A 20,282-nucleotide genomic window follows, 5' to 3' on the forward strand; every position below is an offset into this window, starting at 1 on the left:
CTTAAGCATGAAAGGAATTATAGCACTGCGGACATGGACTTGAAATCGAAAATAATAGGAAAATCGTAAGTCCCTTAAGGGTTCGTGATTGTAACCGTGGATAGATTCGGCTTCCACTCCACGTTCAACTGCAGCGATTCCGCCAGAAAACGGACCGGCACCATCGTACGGTTCCCGGAGGCGGTCACCGGTGCGCTCAGCGTTACGGCTTTGCCGTTGACGGTCGCGTTCTTGCTGCCGATCGTCAGCTTCACGGTCATGCCCGCTTTGGTCGCAGTGACGGAACGGTCGGCCTTGTTCCAGCTCACCTCCGCTCCGAGCGCCTCCAGAATAACCGAAGCGGGAACGAATACAGATCCGTTGCGCGATACCGGCTGCTGGTCTGCGAATGAGAGCGTTCTGCCGTCCAGCGTCACCTGAATGCCTTTGCCGGAGCTGCCGATAGCGGCGCCCCCGGTGGAGGGCTGCTCGTTCCCGGACGCCGAGCCGCTCGGAAGCGCGGTAACGGGCAAGCCCAGCTGCGCCTGCAGATTCGCCAATCGGTTCAGGGCGAAGGTCTTTAACGAGCCCGCGGCCATCGTGCCCATGCCCATGCCCATGCCTTGTCCTCTTCCCGGAGCCTGATCTTGCCCGGCGTTCGCGTTGCCCTCCGGCCTTGTCATGCCTTCCGGCGGCTGCATTCCCTCCGGTCGCGCGCCCTCAGGCGTCATCGTACCTTCCGGCGGCTCCATACCTGCCGGAGGCTCTCCTCCCGGCGCGCCCGCGTTCCCGGACGGTCCGCCCGTTCCCTCGGCGTTCGCCTGCTCCGAGGAGGAGTACGCGACATTGGCCTCAAATTGCTCCATCGTGTAAAACTTGGTCGGATCGGCATTCACATAAGGCCGTATTAAATCGGCCAATCCGCCGATGCGATCGCCGATGCCTTCCATATAATCGACGAGCTGCCCTACATATTCCCGGTATCTCGTCTTGTATTCCGGTACCTTCAGCAGGTTATTGATCATCGGAACGCTTTCCATCGCAATTCCGAGCACCGGAACGTCGACGGAAGCGGTCAAAGCGTTCGTATTAACCGTGCCGTTCGCGCCCGACGAGACGTTTCTTCCTCCGCCGGAATATCCGTTGAACGACATGTTCATATCCCAAGGGACGACCGTAAACTTCCCGTTCGCGTCGCCGTACAGCATGTAATTGTGGCCTTTGTCGCCATTGTAGCTGTCGTAGTTGCCGAGAACCGCGTTGGCTGCGATATACTTGAGCGCCGAATCTACGTCCAGCACGCTTTCGATGCTTCCTTTCTCTCCGTCCGGCATATCGTTTAGCACACGAATGAATTTTTGCAGCGCCGCCTTGTTCTCGTCGGTGCCCATGTCATTCGTAATCGTCTTGTATTCGCCGCTCTCCTCGTATTGCAAATAGCTTTTCTCGTCCGTGTCGTATAGGACGCCGTCCTTGTAATCCTCCCCGTAATTGCGGGCAAGGTAGCTGTCGTCCACCGCTTCCACTCCGGTGTAGAAGCCGTAAAGCTTGCCGTTCACGTACAGGTTGACAAATACGGTCAGCGGCGCGTCTTCGCCGATTGCCCGCAGCGCCTCGTAGTGCAGATATTCCCTTAAATACGAAGGGTCCGAGTAATTATTGTTGAGCACCATCTTGTCCAGCCCGAGCAGCGTTTGCTTTTTGTCATACTTATCGAACTTCAGGCGGAAGCTGTACCGGTCCGAATCGGTCATGCTCGCCACCGCTTTAAGCGTCAGGTTGCCCTTGGTCGAAAAGCCTACGTTGTCGAGCTTGTTGCCGTCCACCTCGACCGACACGCTCTTGTAGTCCTTGTCGAGCGGGCTTTCGAGAATGCTGTCCCAATCCTCCTCGGCGATCGTCACCTTCACGTCGATGATTCGATCTCCTTCAAACAAAGCCTCGTAAGGCTGCGTTGTTCCCTTCTCCGCTGCTGCGACATCCGTCGCCGATCCGGCCGCGCCGATCAAGCCTGCCGCGAGCGTTAACGACAACGCCGCGATTCTCGCTCTCCTGAACGAGAGCTTCCACTTCATCATTCGAGTCCCTCCCGTGTCGAAATTGCGGGCGCCGTATTCCCCGGACGGTTGTCCGAATCGCGCCTCGCCTATTTCAAGTTACACGAGAAACCTTACTCTATAATGAAAGAGAACTGAGAGTCTCCTGAATACGCCCTCAAGCCTTGAACCCGATGCCTCTAGCTCCGCGCCTTGCGGCGCGACGACACGATCAGCCGTCTGACGAGCCAGATGACGGCGATCAGCAGCACTATAGCCACCGCAAGCTTCCACGAATGATGCTCAATCGCGTGCAGCACCTTTTCCCACTGCGGGCCGAAGGCGTGTCCCAGGCCGATGAAGCATACGCACCAGAATAGCGCCCCGCCGTAAGCGTAAGCGGCGAACGTACGGAACGGCGAGCCGATGATGCCCGCGAAATAACCGGTGACATGCCGCACGCCGGGAATAAAATATCCGATAAAGACGAGCACGTTGCCGTAGCGATCAAACCATTTTTTCGTTTTCTCCAGCTTGGACGGCGTGATCAGCACCCACTTGCCGAAGCGCTCGATGAACGGCATTCCCGCCTTCAGCCCGATAAAATAAGTGACGGTCATTCCGATCGTCGTGCCCGTGAAGGCCCAGATCAGCGCAGTCCATCCATGCAGTACGCCCGTATAAGACAAATATCCCGCGTACAGCATCGTGGTCTCCCCGGGAAAAGGAAGGGCGATAAACTCCAGCAGCAAGCCGAGGAACAGCACCTCATAGCCGTACTGATCGAACAAACTTTCAATATTAAAGCCCATCGTTCTCTCGTCCTCTTTGAGTTTCTCATCGCGCGGATGGTAAGGCCATTCGGTATAATCTGCCTTTTATTATACCTAATTTGAAAGAAAAAGACCCCCGACCTTCGAAACAAAAAAGAGGCATGCCTCCGGGTAACCTCGGGCAGCCTCTCTATTACACCTGCAATTCGATCATCCATACGTCGTATGGATTCATGGTCAGCTCGCCTTCAAGCGTGCGCCGATGAATTCGTTCCTCGTATTTTCCTTTGAACGAGACGAGGGCGGGAGTTCCTGAGTAATTCAACAGAATCGCCCAGGTTGCCTTTCCATCCGTACGATAGACGGTCTCCACCCAAGGAGGCAGCTTCGCCCATCCTTCAGCAGCATCGCCGACCCCGAGTTGTTCGAGCAAAGCTTCGGAATTGACTAAAGAGAAGAATGTCCCGAAATAGACAATGCGCCCTCTTCCTGTCTCCCGAACCGTTACCCCCGGCATTCCCGCGTAGTAGTCGGCCGCATACGTTGCCGCGACATGAACGCCTTCCTCTTCGGGAGACAATATTTCGTGAAATATGGGCGCGTCTACAACACTTTCACCGTTATCCCCTGCATTCGAGAACAGCAAACCCTGATGCTCGACGTAGGGATCGACCATCGTGAAATCCTTAACCTTCACTCCGGCAAGCTTGCGAACAACACCAGGAAACGGCTCCATATAAGCATGATTATCGCGATTTTTGTACCCGCTGCGAGGACCAAGCACCACCGTTCCGCCTTGCTCTGCGTAGATGCGAAGCATCTCTGCCTGCTTCGAATCGAAGATCTGGGCGTTAGGCACGAAAATGATCGAATACCCCTTCAAATCCTGCGGTCCGCCAAGCGTATTCCAATTCAGGACGTCCGTCCCGATATGCCGATTCGTCAATGCCAGATAAATACTTTCCTCGCTCCTCCAATAATCCGTTCCGGTGTGCCGATCGATCTTGCAGTTGCTGTCATTGTCATAGTCACCCAAAATAGCGGCGGTCGCAGCCACCCTCGTAGCCAGAAGCGTGCCCGCCAGACGCGTAACCTCTTCCGCAATGACACCCGCTTCCTCCAGCCTGCGATTAGGTTGGTTTCCGTAATCGTTCAGCCCGTGCCACAGCGTCTCTGCGCCGAACGGGCAAGTTCGCCAACGAAAATAGAGCACGCCGTCCGCACCATGGGCAATCGATTGCCAGGTCCACAAGCGCATCTGTCCCGGTTTGGGGGATGTCTGCAAATAATCATCGCGATCGTTATTTAGAACATTCCCCGTCTGCCCGCCTGGACCGGCCTGCTGCTCCAAAATAAGAAATTTCGCAGAATATCCTCGCATCCGGCTTAAGTGCTTTCCGCTTAAACGGTCTTTTTCCTTCAACGGTACATCCTTGCGCATTAGCTGGAACGACGGATAGGAATCGTAAGAGAGAAAGTCCACCGTCCGCTCCGTAAAAGTCGAATAGTCGATATTGCCGAATATGCCGTTATGCGTCACGAATTGCTGCGAAGCAATCCCTGCCTTCAATATTTGGTATTGGGGCTCCGCGAAGCGAATCGCGGAATCAGAGGTGAAACGGTAAGAATCGAGCAGATGACTCGGATTGTGGTACGTCACCGTTGGCTTCGGCAAGAATACCTGACTCCATTCGCTGTAGGTCTGCGCCCAGAAGGAGGTGCCCCAGGCGGCATTCAGCGCTTTCAACGTCCCGTACTTCTCCTTGCACCACTCTCGAAACGCGAGATGGTCGCTCTCGGCGAAGCTCATGTCCGAGTGGCAGTTCAACTCGTTGTCGATCTGCCAGCCTATGACGGACGGATGATTCCCATAATGAGCGGTCATCGCGGCAACGATATCGCGGCATAACCGCAAGTAGACCTGCGATGTATAGTTGTAATGTCTTCTTGATCCATGAGCCATAGCTAGGCCGCGAAAATCGACCCGCAGCACCTCGGGATACTTCTGCGTCAGCCAGGCCGGCGGCGCGTAAGTCGGCGTACCCAAGATGATCTTCAGTCCGTAGCGTTCGCTAATTGCAATCGCCCGGTCGAATAACGTAAAGTCGTATTTCCCTTCCTCCGGCTCTAACAGATTCCAAGCCGTCTCGCCCATGCGGACGACATTGAAGCCCATTCCCGATATGCGGCGGAAATCGTCCTCCCACATATCTTCCGGCCAGTGTTCCGGGTAGTAACAGACGCCGAGCAAGAAGTCTTTCCCCTTATAAGCTTTCTTTTCATTAAAACGCATGAGTCTCTTCCTCCCCAAGTCCCTGAGATGTCAGCCTTTTACCGCTCCGCCGGTTAATCCTCGGACGAGCGTCTTCGAACCGAACAGGAACAGGATAATTAGCGGAAGCGTGCCCAGTGTAAGCCCTAGAATGCTGGCCGAGTAATCCGTGCGGAACACCGTGGACAGGTTGGCTATGCCGAGCGGCAACGTGTACAGCTCCGGCTTATTAATGGTGACGAGCGGCAGCAAATAATTGTTCCATGAACCGAGGAAGCAGATCAACCCAAGCGTGCTAATGGCAGGCATCAGGAACGGGACGACAATTCGCAGAAAAATTTGCGGCTCCTTGCAGCCATCGATCCGGGCGCTCTCGACAACCTCCGTGGGAACGGTGGATTGGACGAATTGAGTCATGAAGAAAACGCCGAAGGCGTTATTAAGCCCCGCGATGATGAGCGGCATATGAGTGTTATTCAAATGGAACCATTTCATTTCCATTACATAAGCGATAAGTCCAAGCTGTCCGGGAATCATCATTGTGATCAGAATGAAGCCGAACAGCACCTTTCTGCCGCGAAATTCGTATTTTCCGAAAGCAAAGCCGGTTAAGGCGCTAATTCCCACTGACACGACCGTGAACAGCACCGCCACATAGAAGCTGTTCCAGTAATTACGAAGAAAATCGGCGGACAAGATCGTCTTCAGGTTCTCCAGGATATAACCGCTGGGCAGAATCGGAAGCTGCTTGAACAAATCCTCCGAGTAGTACGTCCCCATCACGACCATCATGTAGAAAGGAAACAGGAAGACAAGAGACATCAGCGTTAAGCCTATGACGAGCGACCCTCTCATTGCCATTGCCTTCATTTCGAATCACCATCCCTATTAAACCATTTGATTCCCATGACCGAAAACAACGCGATGAAAAGGAACGTCGAGTACGCGATGGCGGCGCCTTTGCCGTATTTGAATGCCGTGCCGTTGAACGACGCATCGAACATATACCAGATTGGCGTGAAGACGGATCCGTCCGGCCCTCCTACCATGGAAGCTCCTGAAGCCCAGCCGCTGTAGAGCAGCATCGGCTCTTCGACCAACTGCAGGCCGCTGATGATGGACGTAATGATAAGGAATAAGTTGATCGGCTTTAAGAGCGGTATCGTAATGCGCAGGAACACGTCTTTAGGCGACGCGCCATCGATCTGGGCCGCTTCATAGATCGACGTATCTACGCCCGCCATGCCTGCCGTGTAGAACATCACGAAGTACCCGAGATTTTTCCAGAATACCATCATGATGATAATCCAGCGCGCCGAATCGGACGACCCCAGCCAGTTGATCTTATCTCTGATCCAGCCCAGCTCGATAAACAGGTTGTTCAGAAAACCTCCCTGCCAATCGAACAAAAGCGCGAAAATAATGCCCACCGCAACGGGAGTCGTCATGTAGGCGCTGAACACGCTTAGGCGAAAAAAGGTTTTGCGGCGAATCAGCTTGCTCTCGATCAGACTGGCGATCAGCATGCCGAACAGCACGAGCGCAGGCAAAAACCCAACAATGAACAGAAATACGTTCAGCATAGATTTCCAGAAAAACTTGTCATGCAGGAACAGCTGCCGATAGTTATCCAGGCCTACGAAATCGCGAGCGCCGAACAAATCCCAATTCGTAAAGCTGAGATAAAGGGTGAACATAATCGGAAACAAGCTGAATACGGCATAAGACACGAAGTACGGGGCAATGAACAAATACGGCCATTTATTTTTACGGTTTACGCCGGTTGCTTTCGTCATCACGGGAATCACTTCCTATCCGAAAACGGCGACCACGCCCTTCCGAGCCGGCCGCCGCTTCTATTCTTTATTCGAATGTTAATTCGGGATGGTTCTTGGCAAGCTCTTCTGCCCATTTCTCGAAGGCTTTGTTCGCATCGAACTTGGCATCTTGCGCCATGACTTGCAATACAAGCTCGGAAGCGGAGTAAATATCCTGATCATACTTGGTCACCGGTTTTGTTTTGATGCTAGGGAACACTTTGTCAACCCAGAATTTGGTCAAATCCTGACCTCCGAAAAACGCATCCTCGCCGGATGACAATTTTGAGGTATCCTCGAACACGGATTTTAGCGGCATGATCGCGTTCAGTAGCTCCAGGTTCGCCTTCGCGCCTTCGTCCGAGCCGTACAGCCATTGCAAGTATGTCCACGCGGCGTCTTTGTTTTTGCTGCCCTTCCAGATGCCGATCGTCGTTCCGCCATAAGAATATCCGCCGGTCGGAGGAACCATTAGTCCCCATCTCCCCGTGCTGTCCTTATCGTTAGGCTTAATAACGAATTCAGGAGACCAACTCGCAGCCGGATAGAAGATCACATTGTCTTGCGAATATGAAGCGTTCCATGAAGGAGACCACATGCCCAGCTTTGCTTCCGTTTTCGAGTCGCGCATCGCCTGCAGATCGGTGAACAGCTTCAGCACCTCGGCTTTGTTCACTTTCGTTCCGTCGACGATTGCCGTCGTGCCCTGGTTGGACAGCACCGTGTATGCGTCCATTAGACTTCCCAGCATCGACACCTTGCCGCCGCTCTTCTCGCTGACTTCCTTCCCCTTTTCCACGAATGCGCTCCAGTCCGGGAACATGGCGGCCAATTGATCCGGGTCATCCGTTCCGAAGTATTCCTTCGCCAATCCACGCTTGTAAGCGAGCGCTCCCGGAGAACCGGATTGCTCCAGACCCAAGAGTTCTCCCTTGCTGTTCGTTAAAAGCGGAAGCTCGAAATCAAGCAGATTTCCTTTATCGAAATTGTAAGGCGCAGCAGAGATGTCCTCCAGTACGTTCAGCTCGTACATTGCGCCTCTGAAGGCCGCTTCAGCCCAAACGATATCCGGCAGGTCGGAGCCCGAGGCGATAGAAGTCTGGATTTTTTTCAAGTAGTCCTTCGCCGAAACCTCGATGTAATTGACTTTGATGTTTGGATACACTTTATTGAACTCGGACAAAAGTTTATCGCTGCCGCCTTTGTCCCAGCCCCATACCGTTACATTGCCGGACGCGGACGGAGCGGAAGAACCGGAGGCCGCCGGGCTGGAGCCGTTACTCGGCTCATTGTTCTTACTGGATCCGCAGCCGGACAGGATCAGAACCAGGCTCAACGTCAAGGCAAGAGCCAGAACAGATGCTTTCGAGCGTTTGTTCGCTTTCATGTGTGTAAATCCCCCTCAGTCGTATAGTCATGCAGACGCGTATGTTCCTCATATTCTTGATGTTCGCCTGCTCTACACGTACTATACCGCCCGAATATTCTCGCAACAACGAGACGATCCGATGGTTTTGTTCAAAATCCGCTATCCGTTTTTGAACACGATTCTCTCCTTCTCGTGTCCGTCCACAATGTCCGGCTGGCGAGGCAGCACAATCCGAACCGTCGTCCCAACCCCTTCCGAGGATTCCACCTCAAGCTTACCCGCTGCCCCATACAGGTAAGCGATTCGTTCGCGAATGTTAGCCAGCCCGATATTCTTCATACCTCCCTTACGCTCTGTCGCTGCAAGCGTTCCGTCACGAATCGCCTCCAGCGTCCCCGGCTCTATGCCAATTCCGTTATCCTGCACGGTCATCACCAGCTTGTCCTCCGCTTCGGCAATGGTCATGACAATCTGTCCTTTGGCTTCATGCTCGGAAAATCCGTGATAAATCGCGTTTTCCACGAGAGGCTGCAAGATGCTGCGGGGAATCTGGAGCGCCTCCGAGTTGACGTCCACGTCCCACACAAGATCGAACTTGTCGGCGTAACGATATTTTTGGATGCGCACGTAATGATCGATAATTTCCTTCTCCTGGTCGACGGTCACGTATAGTCCCCTGTCGCCAATCCGTACCGCATCGTGCAGAATGCCGATGAACGACTCAACGATGTCCTCCACCGCGTGATTGTTGCCTTTGCGCGCTAAATATACAACCGTATTCAATGTATTGTAGATAAAATGCGGGTGGATCTGCGCGAACAAAAGATCGGCTGACATTCGCCGCTTCCACTTTTCCTGCTCGACTCTCTCCATTAACTGCTGCTCGATATCGCGAGTCATCGTCTCAAAACCGGTCCTCAGAACGTCGAGCTCATCGTTGCTCCGGAACGTAAGCCGAATATCGTAATTCCCCATGGACACTTGTTTCATCGCCTTGGACATTTGCGAGATCGGCCTCATAATGCTGGAGATGATCGGCAGGAACAACAGCATGCACAAACCGATGCAAAGCGCGATAAAAATAGCCCAGTATTTCACGACGTAACCAACAAGCTGATAAAAACGTTCCCGCGACGTGAAGGTGACGATCGACCAGCCCGTCTTGTCGAAGGACCGGGTCAAATAATAACCCTCTCCCCTTTTGTTCACTGAAATCCCTTCCTCGGAGGAGACGAATGTCACTCTTTCCAAATCCTCCGGCATCCCCTCGTTCCACAGAAAGGGGCTCCCTTGGTCCTTAAGCCAGGCATAGCGGTCGAACGACTGTCCCAAGCCTTGCAGCAATCCGCCGAACGCTTCGTACTTAATATTCAGGAGCAAGACTCCACCAATATCCTCGTTAAAGCGAATAAAGAAGCTGATAACCTTCTGGGCGCTTCGGTCCTGAATGACATGGGGCACCGTAAAGCCGCTTTTGGCGCCGCTCGCCAGGGCATCCCGATACCATTCTTTCTGCAATTCCAACTCGAAATAAGGGTCCGAGAAGAGAGACGACCAGAATACTTTGCCGTCCGCGCGAATAACGGCCGAGCTGGCCAAATAATCCCGAAGCACGTTGAATTTGGTTAAGTGGTCGACGACCTCCTTGTAAGCGTGTAGTTCATCGTAGACGGATACATATTCCGTTCGTCTGGCGAACTGCTGCAGCAACTCGTCGTTAACCATATTGGCTGAATATTTCTGCACGTCGTCGATAAGCTGGTCCATCTGCTCGGAAGTTTGCTCCAGGTGGATAACATCCTCGCTAAGCGCTTGGTTTTCCAAAATGGACGAGAAGCGCTCGAAAGCCAGAATACTGATCGCCGTCAATGACACAATCACGATCAGAATTACGCTGCCTAGTATTTTATTTCTAATGCGCCGAACCTTCATCCTTCTCCCTCCCGCCCGATGAAGTCTTTCGGATGACTGCCCGTCACTTTTTTGAACACTTGACTAAAGTATTGACTTGTTTTGTAGCCGACTTTCTCCGAAACCTCGTAGATTTTCAGCTCCCCCGACTTCAGGAGCCGCTTGGCGATCTCCATACGGAATTCCGTCGTGTAATCCAGCAAAGACTGGCCCGTCTCTTTCTTAAAGGTGGTGCGAAGATGGATTGCGCTGATCTGCAGACTCTCTGCAACCGACTCAAGCGATAAGTCGGAATCTCCATAGTGCTCGCCAACGTAATCCATTGCCTTCAAGACCCATCGGGAAAATGAGGAACGAAGACGCTTCTCCTCCGCCCGTTCCTCTTGCATCCGCCGCAGGGCTGCCGCAATGTCGCGAGCGTTGCCGCCTAGCGGCTTGTTCCCCTCCACTCCGTATTCTTTTGCCAGCTCGGCCCCCGTCGTTTTTAAGAAACCGAGAAGCGAACGGAAGTCTGAGGCTTCCATCAGATCAGGGAGGAATGCTCTCGAATCCGATTTCCCTGTCGGCACCTGAGTAAGCATGAAGAGCGACGAGGCAGGCAAAAACAACGAATAATCGTATGCCTCCGTCATGGCCCCGAACAATTCTGGCAATTGCTCCTTGGAGGAGCAAGGCTCCATCAAGATCGACGGGGCAAACCCAGTCGCTTCGGCGATCCCCTTCTGAAAAATCCTGGCGATCTGCTGAAGCCTATATTGCATGAGCAGCATACTATTGGGCGCGTTCACGGACAGCAGCACCGCATAGCCTCCCCCGTCCGTGGGGAGGACTTCGATTGTCCGCACCGTGTTCAGATTGTCGCGGACTTCGCGGGATAATCGTTCCCACAGTCGTTCGTCTGCTGTCTGCACCGTGCTCTTGCCACCGTCAAGATGAACGACGGGATTGATCTCGAACAGCAGCAAGGCGAGTGAAACCCGCAACCTTTCTGTCAGCTCCCGGGTTAGCGGAGAATCCGCTTCTTCGATGCGAAGAACGCTTTTGCCGCGCAAATAATCGCCTATAAGCGTCCGAACGGCGCTCTCGCGAAGATGAGCTTGGCCTTGGATTGTGCGGCGAAGTTCCAGCAGATGCTCAAGCAGGCGGTTCCGACTAATCTCATGCTTCAGCAGATAGCTGGCCGCCTTCAGTTCAAGCGCCTGTCTCGCATAATCGAAATCCCGATAAGCAGTCAGGTAGACAAGCTGCGTCTCAGGGCTTTGCCGGTGTATGGCGCGCCCAAGCTCAAGTCCATCCATCTGCGGCATTGAGATATCCGTGATGACGATTTGCGGTCTATGCTTGTCGAACAGCCGCAAGGCCATCCGTCCATTGCCGGCCTTGGCCACAATTTCAAATCCGTTGGCCTCCCAAGCTACCATCTCATAGACGTTTTCCAGCGCAAGCGGCTCGTCATCTACCAGCATGACAGTTATTGGAATCATGTCGTTTCCCCATCTCTTGAGCGATCTAGTTGAATAGTATGAGTTTTATGTTAGAAAAGGAAAATAGTCAAGTCCTGCAGAACAAATAAAACCGCCCCTCCGTCAAGAATAACCGGGAAGCGGTAATTGGATTCATCGCTGTTTTTTTAAAAGCGTGCTACAGAGTGGGGAGAGGCAGCATTCCAAGTACAACTGTCGTACACCCTGACCTCGACCAGCTCGGCGCAGGGAGCGCCGTTCGTTTCCTCGACGACTACCCGAAGCGCATCTGCGGTCAACGCTTGGTCCAGCTTGTGAATCGCCGAGCGCCGCCGGTTGTCCCGGACGACGACCGCCGTTGTCCACTTCCCCGCCGCCCTCGCTTCGATGCGGTAAGCCTTCGCCAGCTCCGGGATAATCTCGAACGAGGTGCGATGACGATGGAGGTTAATGAGGTCCTCGTTCACATCGTCGTTCCATGTCAGGCGGATCTCGCCTATGGCGACCGCGCTGTCCCAGCTTAGCTCCAGCCACTGCTCCCGCCCGGCCTGAAGCGGCTCGGAAACCCACAAATTCGGACCTCCATAAGGCCGCCCATAGCCGCCTTGCGCCTGCTCAGGCCCATAGGCCTCCGTCGCAGCCCGCGCGCGGAAGCAGAAGGGCCGGCGATTCAGCGCCTTCATGCTCCATTCAACGATTGGTTGGGTCGGGTCCTGGTCCTCCAGAGTCGCCGCCGCGCGCGGCGCGGCCCCTCTCTCGAAAGCCAGCACACCCGTCAACGGTTCGGCAGCCTGGTGCAGGCGGACGAGGACGTTGCCGCGAACGATCAGGAAAGCGTTTTGCGCCCGCTCCGGCTTCCATTGCAGCTCGAACGGCACCCATTGCCCCGCTCCTTTGCGCACCTTCGCGGATCGGCTGGCGATGAACGAGCCGGGAACGTAATTTTCCGGTCTTCCCGTATCCCACAGCTCCACGGTCAGCTCCGTATCCGCCTCCGCATCAAGCAGCAATTCCACGCCGTCCACATCCGGCTGAACCGGAAAAACAAGGGCAACGTCCCGCTCCAGCGGGTAGGTCTCCGTCCCGTTCTCCACGGCGATTCGCGTTCTGGCGGACGAGGCCCGGGCCTTCGCCCGCCTCGCCAGATCCAGCGGGTCCTCATTCGCGATTCCGATGATGGAGGCATCCTGCCGCAGCATCGTCTGCTGAAGCTCCTCCAGCCCCGATTCGTAGAGCTCTCGCGGCGTAACGGCCTTCTTCGCGCACAGCGCCGCCGCCGTTCCCGCCGCTTCCCCCATCACCGCGCAGGTCGCCATAACGCGCGTCGTGCCGAACGCGACGTGGGATGCGCTGACATTGCGCCCGGCGAACAACAGATTGTCCACATTCACGGAGTACAAGCAACGATACGGAATATGGTAGACGCCGTCCGGATGCATATGCTTCGATCCGCTCTCGGTGGCGTACATCCCCTGCGGCGGATGCAGATCGATCGACCAGCCCCCGAAAGCAATTCGGTCATGGAAAGGCTCCTGTCCGATGACATCGTTCTGATTCAGCACGTAGTCTCCCAGGAATCGTCTGTACTCTCTCTTGCCGGGCAGGGAACCGACCCATTCCAGCGTCATCGTCTCGGCCTCGAACCGCCCGGAGTTTTTGATATAATCCCAGATTCCGTAGATAACCGACCACAATTCGTCCCGAATGCGCTCGTTGTCGTGAACCGTATCCAACTCGCCGCCCCATTCGATCCACCAATAGTGACAGCCCGAATCGCCGCTGCGAATAACCCGTTTGAGCGGAATGGGCGTCTGCGCTATATCCTTGGCGAAGCTCGGAGGTACGAACTTCACCGGTCGTCCGGCATCCTTCGTGTAGAACAACAGCGTGCTGCCCAGCGTAATGTCGTCCGGCACCTCCGGCGCCCAGGCCTCGCCGTATTCGCTCGCCGCCTCGCGTCCCAGCCGATGCCTGGCCCCCGCCAGGAAGCCGATCAGTCCGTCTCCCGTGCAATCCAGGAAAATCGGGCTCTCGTACCGAATCCGCCGCTCCGATCCCATCATCCAGCCGGTGACCGAGCGGATCAGGCGCCGATCCTCGCCGCCGTCGGCCTCGACCTCGTGCACGTCCGTATTCAGAAACAGTTGCAGGTTAGGCTCCGCCAGAACCGTCTCCAGAACAACCAGGTCCCAGAGGTACGGATTTCCTTCCGGATTGCGGTATTGGTTCTCGACGAGCATTTCTCCCATGATCCCGGTCTCCCGGGCGTATCGGTTCGTCCAGTGCGCCGTCGCTCCGCACACCCAGACTCTGACCTCGCTGCTGGAATTGCCCCCCAGCACGGGACGATTATGAACAAGCGCGACCCGCTTCCCCAGCCTGGCCGCCGCCACTGCGGCGCACACTCCCGCCAAGCCTCCTCCGACGACCGTAATATCCGATTGAATCGTTTCCGTTCTCATGTTGCCCGTCACCCTTTCACGGCAGAATTGGTCAAGCCTTGTATGATGTAACGCTGGCCCAGCGCGAACACGACGATCATCGGCAGTATGCCTGCGGAAGCGGCCGCCATCATCCCGTTGTAATCGATCGTATTCTCAAGAATGAAATTTTGCAGCCCCAGAGGCACCGTATACAAGCTCTCGTCAATCAGGAACACAAGCGCGTTCTCATAGTCGTTCCATTGCCACGAGAAGTCGATGATCGCCAGCGTCGCAAGCGCAGGCTTGGCCAGGGGCAGAACAAGGCGGAAAAAGATGCGGAAATGTCCCGCCCCGTCGATAAAGGCCGACTCGGAAATCTCATGCGGGATCGTCAGGAAGAACTGGCGTAGCATGAACACTCCGAATATCGTGAACAACCCGGGCAAGATGAGCGCTAGGTGGGTATTGTAAATGCCGGCCCACTCGAACATGATGAACTTGGGAACGAACAGCACTTGCGGAGGAATCATCATCATCGACAAGTACAGCATGAACAACGCGTTCCGTCCCCTGAATTCGATGCGGGAAAAGCCGTAAGCCGCGAAGGCCGACAGGAAGGTCGCGCCAATCATGCCGATGATCGAAATCTTAAGCGAATTCCAGTAATAGGTGCCGAAGCTTTTTGGACCCGACCATACCTTGATATGATGCTCCCAGGTCAAGTGAGGCGGAATCCACTCGATCGGGTACTTAAACACCTCCGCAGGCGTTTTCAGAGAGGTGCTGATCATCCATAGAAAGGGAACGATCATTACGATTGCAAGCGCGAGCATCATAACGGTCAGCGCGATTCTTCCCGGTACGTCGGAGGACAGGCGTCGTTTCATTTCCATCGTCGTTGTCTTCCTTTCCTCTTAGTAATGAACCCATTTTTTCTGACCGATCCACTGGAGCAGGGTGATGATCAGAATGATGCCGAATAACGCCCAGGAGATCGTTGCCGCGTATCCCATATCGTAGTACCGGAAAGCGTTCTGGTAGACGTATAGCGACAGGATGGTCGTGCTGTTGCCGGGACCGCCCTGCGTAATCGCCTGAATGATGCCGAACGTCTTGATGGTCATGATCAGCCCCGTAATCAGCAGCAGGAAGGTCGTCGGGCTCACCAGCGGCCACAGAATCTTCCGCAGAATCTGCCCTCGGCGGGCGCCGTCGATCTTGGCGGCTTCGAGCAGCTCCGGCGACACCTCTTGCAGCGCGGCCATATAGATGATCATGTTGTAGCCGAGCATGAACCACACCCAGATGATATCGATGGCAAACATCGAGCTGGTCGTCGTGGACAGCCAGCCCGGAGGATTCTCCAAGCCAATGCTTCTGAGCAAGCCGTTGATCGGGCCTTGCTTCGGATGAAATAGAAGCATCCAGACGAATGCGACGGCCACCCCGCTTGTAATGTAGGGCATGAAGTACAGACCGCGCAGCAGCTTCTTGAGATAGAGCCGCTGATTCAGAATAACGGCCGTGACAAAGCCGAGCCCAATCGATACCGGCACCGCAAGCAGGAACAGCAGCGTATTGCGCAGAGAGAGGTAGAACAGCGGGTCGTCCAGCAAACGGGCGATGTTATCGAAACCGACAAAGCCGATGTTCGGATTCATGAACTTGTAGTTCGTAAACATCAGGACAAACGAATATACGGCCGGAATCAGGAAAAACAGCAGCACGCCGAGCATGTTCGGTCCGATGAACACGTATCCCAGCAAGCGCTGCCTACTCATCCAATTGTTGTTCATGCGCTTCAGCCTCGCTTCTTCAAGAGATACGTCCAGTCTATCAACCGAAAGACCATTCAATAAGGAACAAAACCACCGACTTCATCCTACAAAACCATGCAAAAAAAGCCGCCTGCCGGGCGGCTTGGGCCATATTCGCATCAAAACGTTCTATTCGGTGTCCATCGGCAGCAGAGACAACAGAAGCAGCATGGAGCGGGCAAGCGCCCCCTGAGCCGGATACCCTTGCGATGGCCCGGTGGGCGATCCCAAGGAAAAGGGGAACGCCGATACGCTCGGCATTCCCCTGTCGCTTGCTTATTTGTTCTTCATGAAATCGTTATGGCGGCTGGTCATCGCAGCAAGCGTCTGATCCAGAGACTGCGAGCCGAGGAAATACTTCTCGTACTCCTGCGCGCGCATATCCACCACCTCTTGCGGTACGCTGCGGACGTAGGTCGGCGTTGTGTTCTCGAACATGACGTACATCAGGGATTCGCGGTCATACGTATCTCCCTTGTCGCCGATCATGCTTTCGAAAGCCGCTTCCTGATCGGCGTCCTTCGACGCGGGCAGTCTTCCGCCCGCAGCCATAGGCGCCATGCCGCCATCAGCGTACCATTTCAGGAACTCCCAGGCCGCCTGTTGATTTTTGGATTTCGAGTTAATGGAGATAAAATCCCCCAGCCCGCCGCGCGTCACGTAGTCCGCCGCATTCTCGGCCAATCGCGGCACCGGAGCGAAGGCGATCTTGAAGTCGCGCGGAAAGTCGGTGAAGTTGTTCGAGCTTCTCAGCAGCCATGCTCCGATATTCAGCATCGGCGCTTCGCCGCTCAGGAAGATTTGCTCGACCGGCATCTTCGAGGTTAATTGCTCTCCGAGCGGCGGGGTCGTCTTGTCCTCCGCCATCATCGCGTTCAGCGTTTCGAGCCACTTCCTGACGAGCGGATGATCCATATTCGAGGCTCCGTCCGCCTTCGTATAGCCTTCCTTCGACAGAACCGAATCCAGCGGATCGACGTAGGGCTCCGTATGCTGGATAAAGCCGTACCGGTCGCCCGATTTCAGCTTCTTGGCATACTCGCGCAGCTCGTCCCAGGTCCATTCCTTAGGAACGGGCAGGTTGGCCGCATCGAGCGCATCCTTGTTCAGGGCCACGAAGAAGGAGCTTTTCGTCGTCGGAATGCCGTAATATTTGCCGTTGATTTTCCAGCCCGCCGCGTCCGGCCCCATCTTTTCGTCGATGTTGTAATCCTGGAACTGACTCAGCTCGGCCGTAAAGCCCGCTTCCACCCGTTTCGCGATGTGGGACATCGTGTAGTTGACGAACAGATCCACGTCCTGGCCGGTCATCATCGCCGTATCCAGCTTGAGATTGCCTTCGTCGTCGTTGACGTAACGGACGTATTCCACCTGGATATCGGGGTGGTCCTTGTTCCACGCGTCCACTACCGCTTGCGGTCCCGCTTCGGGCGGCACGCCTCCCCACATCTTCAGCTTGACCGTATCGCCTGACTTCGTCGGCGTGCTGGCCGATGACGAGGCCCCTGCGCCGCTCCCCGCAGGCGCATTGTTATTTCCGTTGCCCGAACAGCCTGCGAGGACGCCTGCCGCAAGCACAAGCGTCGTCAGGCCTGCGAACCAACTTTTTTTCTTCACAGAAGATGACCTCCCTCATTGATTCTAGGAATGATGTTGCCACTCTAGGATAGCAAGACGGGCAGGAAGGCCATAAGTAACAGAATCATGAACCGCATGGAACAGATATACGCAATTTCTCCGCGCTCGCCGATGCGGCTGAACAAATCGTTCTATCTCGTAAGGCGATACTGGCTGGGCGTAGTGCCCGTCATTCTCTTGAAAATCTTGATGAAGTAATTATCGTTCATGAAGCCTACGCTCTGGCCGATCCGATTAACGGGAAGATCGGTGCTCTTCAAATAATCGATCGCTTTCTCTACCCTCGTTCGATGGAGATAGTGGATCAGCGTCACTCCCGTCTTCTTCTTGAAGAGAGCGCTGACGTAATTCTCGCCCATCATCACATATTTGGACAACGACTTCAGCGTAATGTCCTGATCGTAATGCTGTTCGATGTACCGGATGATCTTGTTGACCTCCGGGTGAGTGATTCTCGGGAGAGCGCGATCGCCGCCACGGCTCGGAAGCTCGGCGTCCGGGATCGGCGACGCGGCGGAGCCGCCCTGCGCCCCTCGCGCGGAAGTCAGCTCCGCCCCGATCTTCGCCAACGTCTCGCGGAGGTCCTTCACGCTCATGGAGAGCTTCAGAATATAATTGGAGGCTCCGAACTCCATCGCCTGGCGCATCGACTCGAAATCGCCGATGCAAGTAAGCATGACAAACTTGGAGGCGATACCGGCCTTGCGCGTTTCCTTCAACAGCTCAAGACCGTCCATCTGAGGCATGACAATATCGCTTAGCACAAGGTCGGGCGGGTCCTGACGAATCAGCTCCAGCGCTTCCGCTCCATTGCTCGCTTCTCCGACAAGCCTGAAGCCCATGTCCTCCCAACGAATGATCTCCTTGACCGATTCGCGGACGAAGGTCTCGTCCTCCACGAGCAATACTTTCCACATGCGCTTCTCCTCCTCGCCCTTCTCAGATTAAAGGTTGCCGATCGCTTGCGTAAGGCTCGGACAGCAGAAGCGGCAGATGCATCCGGAAGAGCGTACCCTGCGGAAGAGGCACGATCTCCAGCTCCCCCTTGTCCTTGAACAGCAGCCGGAGCCGCTCCCTTACATTCGCCAGACCGATGCCCGGACGCTTGCGGCCCTGCTCCTGCGCCGCTTGCGAGCGCTCCATGCCGATTCCGTTGTCCTCAACCTCCACGATCAGCCGCTCCGTCTTCTCGCCTTCGGCGCTGGTGCGAATCCAAATGCGTCCTCCCTCTGCTCTGTTCCCGATGCCGTGTCGGATCGCGTTATCGACCAGCGGCTGCAGGCTGAGCTTGGGCACAAGCGCGTATTTCAGCGCCTCGCCGCAGTCGAATTCAACCTCGAAGCGATTGCCGTACCTCACCTGCTGGATATACACGAATGCTTTGGTCAGTTCGATCTCGTCCCTAAGATGAATCAAGTCCACATCGGAATTGAGGCTCGTCTCCAGCAGCTTGCCCAGCGACAGACAGATTTCCACAATCTCCTCCTGCTGGTTGCGAAGGCCGATCCACTTGATCGTGTTCAGCGTATTGAGCAAGAAGTGCGGATTCATCTGAGCCAGCAGCATTTGAAAATGCACCGCGTCCTTCTCGCGCTCCTCCGACTTCAAGCGCTGAAGCAGTCCGTTCATATCGACCATCATCGTGTTGAACGTTCTGGTCAGCTCTAGAATCTCTCCCTTGTACTTTTTCTCGGGCAGCCGGATGCGCAGGTCCCTGCGCACCGCCTCCTTCATCTTGTTCTGCATATGCGAGAGCGGCCTTGTGAACGTGTAAGCGATCATGAAGGCGATGGCGACGAAAGCGGCCGTAATGATATAGAAGGTCAAGAAATACTGCTTCTTCAGGCTCTCGATTTCGTTAAACAAAATGTGCAGGGGAATCCGGTTGACCATGTACCAGTCCAGGGAGGACAGATAGCTGTAATTCACAAGCGCCTCGTCCGACTTGTCGGTCCAGAAGCCGTTGTCCGGCGCTTCGGACACCCGCCTGATCGCTTCCCCGGAAAGCTCGGAATCGGGAACCGACCTCGCGATCAGCTCGCCCTTCCTAGTCAGGATGAAATAGGCCTGATCGCTTGCGGACTTCTGCAGCACGGATTGGAACCAGAACGAGAAATCGATGCTGATTCTCGCCAGCCCGTAGCTTCGGTTGTTGCGATCCCGCAGCTCCGCGTAGAGCGACAGCAGCGTCGGGCTTCTCGTAATGTCGCGGAAGACGTAATTATCGTCATCCGGCACCCATAAATAGGAGGACTTGCTCTCCTTCAAGGCGGCAAACGACGCGTTGGACGAGATGCGGTCGTAATCCAGGGAAACATTCGGCTGAAAGGATGTATACACATGCCCGTGCTCGTCCAGCAGCGTGAAATAAACGGACGGATTATAGAGAAAGAAGCTGTTGTTCAGCCCTTTGAACTTGTCCTCCATCAGCTCCTTGTTCTCCAGCACCGACCGCTTGTCGGGATGCTGCAGAATTTGGCGAACGTCCGTATCCTGCTCCAGGAAAATAAGCGTCTTGAACGCAATGCTCAGCTGATCCTCCAGGGACCGATGCAGATTATCCAGCTGCTCATGGCTCTGCTCGCTGATCTTCTGCTGAACGAGCGATTCGATCTTCTTGTAATTGTAGATATTGAGAATGCTGAAGGGCAGCAGGATGACCAGGACGAACACGGCAAACAGACGATATTTCAGCTTATGGGGAATCAAATCGCTCAGCCAGCTCCGCATGGTGGGGTCCCCTTCCGTCCTTGATGCCCCCTATTATATCATCAGGATGCCCTT

15 protein-coding genes are annotated in these 20,282 nt (G+C 55.0%); all 15 read right to left on the reverse strand.

The genetic code is table 11. The features are described 5' to 3' along the window. Nucleotides 1-74 precede the first annotated feature (74 nt). Complete coding sequence (locus ACFO1S_RS18120) at nt 75-2,057, reverse strand: CotH kinase family protein (protein WP_378127290.1); 1,983 nt, start codon at nt 2,055-2,057, stop codon at nt 75-77. A gap of 158 nt (nt 2,058-2,215) precedes the next feature. After that, nucleotides 2,216-2,827 carry a DedA family protein gene (locus tag ACFO1S_RS18125; RefSeq protein ID WP_204604259.1) on the reverse strand — a complete coding sequence of 204 codons (612 nt, stop codon included), beginning with the start codon at nt 2,825-2,827 and terminating at the stop codon, nt 2,216-2,218. A gap of 154 nt (nt 2,828-2,981) precedes the next feature. Next, complete coding sequence (locus tag ACFO1S_RS18130; RefSeq protein ID WP_204604260.1) at nt 2,982-5,081, reverse strand: beta-galactosidase; 2,100 nt, start codon at nt 5,079-5,081, stop codon at nt 2,982-2,984. Between the two features lie 30 nt (nt 5,082-5,111). Further along, complete coding sequence (locus tag ACFO1S_RS18135; protein WP_204604261.1) at nt 5,112-5,930, reverse strand: carbohydrate ABC transporter permease; 819 nt, start codon at nt 5,928-5,930, stop codon at nt 5,112-5,114. Continuing rightward, entirely contained in the window at nt 5,927-6,856 is a 930-nt protein-coding gene (locus ACFO1S_RS18140) for a carbohydrate ABC transporter permease (RefSeq protein WP_378127318.1), read from the reverse strand. Before ACFO1S_RS18140 ends, ACFO1S_RS18135 begins: the two co-directional genes overlap by 4 nt. Nucleotides 6,857-6,923: 67 nt before the next feature. Continuing rightward, complete coding sequence (locus ACFO1S_RS18145; RefSeq protein WP_204604263.1) at nt 6,924-8,264, reverse strand: ABC transporter substrate-binding protein; 1,341 nt, start codon at nt 8,262-8,264, stop codon at nt 6,924-6,926. Between the two features lie 141 nt (nt 8,265-8,405). Next, nucleotides 8,406-10,178 carry a cache domain-containing sensor histidine kinase gene (locus ACFO1S_RS18150; protein WP_204604264.1) on the reverse strand — a complete coding sequence of 591 codons (1,773 nt, stop codon included), beginning with the start codon at nt 10,176-10,178 and terminating at the stop codon, nt 8,406-8,408. Next, nucleotides 10,175-11,641, reverse strand: coding sequence for a response regulator transcription factor (locus ACFO1S_RS18155; protein WP_204604265.1), 1,467 nt, complete (start codon nt 11,639-11,641; stop codon nt 10,175-10,177). Before ACFO1S_RS18155 ends, ACFO1S_RS18150 begins: the two co-directional genes overlap by 4 nt. 146 nt (nt 11,642-11,787) lie before the next feature. Further along, nucleotides 11,788-14,082 carry an FAD-dependent oxidoreductase gene (locus ACFO1S_RS18160; protein WP_204604266.1) on the reverse strand — a complete coding sequence of 765 codons (2,295 nt, stop codon included), beginning with the start codon at nt 14,080-14,082 and terminating at the stop codon, nt 11,788-11,790. Nucleotides 14,083-14,090: 8 nt separating this feature from the next. Then, nucleotides 14,091-14,879: a carbohydrate ABC transporter permease gene (locus ACFO1S_RS18165; protein WP_378127320.1), complete on the reverse strand. Its 789-nt coding sequence runs from the start codon at nt 14,877-14,879 to the stop codon at nt 14,091-14,093. Between the two features lie 78 nt (nt 14,880-14,957). Continuing rightward, complete coding sequence (locus ACFO1S_RS18170; RefSeq protein WP_204604267.1) at nt 14,958-15,839, reverse strand: carbohydrate ABC transporter permease; 882 nt, start codon at nt 15,837-15,839, stop codon at nt 14,958-14,960. A gap of 150 nt (nt 15,840-15,989) precedes the next feature. Further along, the gene (locus tag ACFO1S_RS18175; protein ID WP_378127294.1) at nt 15,990-16,121 is read right to left on the reverse strand and encodes a hypothetical protein; all 132 of its coding nucleotides are present in this window, start codon (nt 16,119-16,121) and stop codon (nt 15,990-15,992) included. Between the two features lie 15 nt (nt 16,122-16,136). Next, the gene (locus ACFO1S_RS18180) at nt 16,137-17,477 is read right to left on the reverse strand and encodes an ABC transporter substrate-binding protein (RefSeq protein ID WP_204604268.1); all 1,341 of its coding nucleotides are present in this window, start codon (nt 17,475-17,477) and stop codon (nt 16,137-16,139) included. A 152-nt stretch (nt 17,478-17,629) separates the two neighbouring features. Next, nucleotides 17,630-18,415 carry a response regulator gene (locus tag ACFO1S_RS18185; protein WP_204604269.1) on the reverse strand — a complete coding sequence of 262 codons (786 nt, stop codon included), beginning with the start codon at nt 18,413-18,415 and terminating at the stop codon, nt 17,630-17,632. A 22-nt stretch (nt 18,416-18,437) separates the two neighbouring features. Then, nucleotides 18,438-20,228, reverse strand: coding sequence for a sensor histidine kinase (locus ACFO1S_RS18190; RefSeq protein WP_204604270.1), 1,791 nt, complete (start codon nt 20,226-20,228; stop codon nt 18,438-18,440). Nucleotides 20,229-20,282 lie beyond the last annotated feature (54 nt).

Source organism: Cohnella boryungensis (genome assembly GCF_042651945.1).
Lineage (GTDB): Bacteria > Bacillota > Bacilli > Paenibacillales > Paenibacillaceae > Cohnella > Cohnella boryungensis.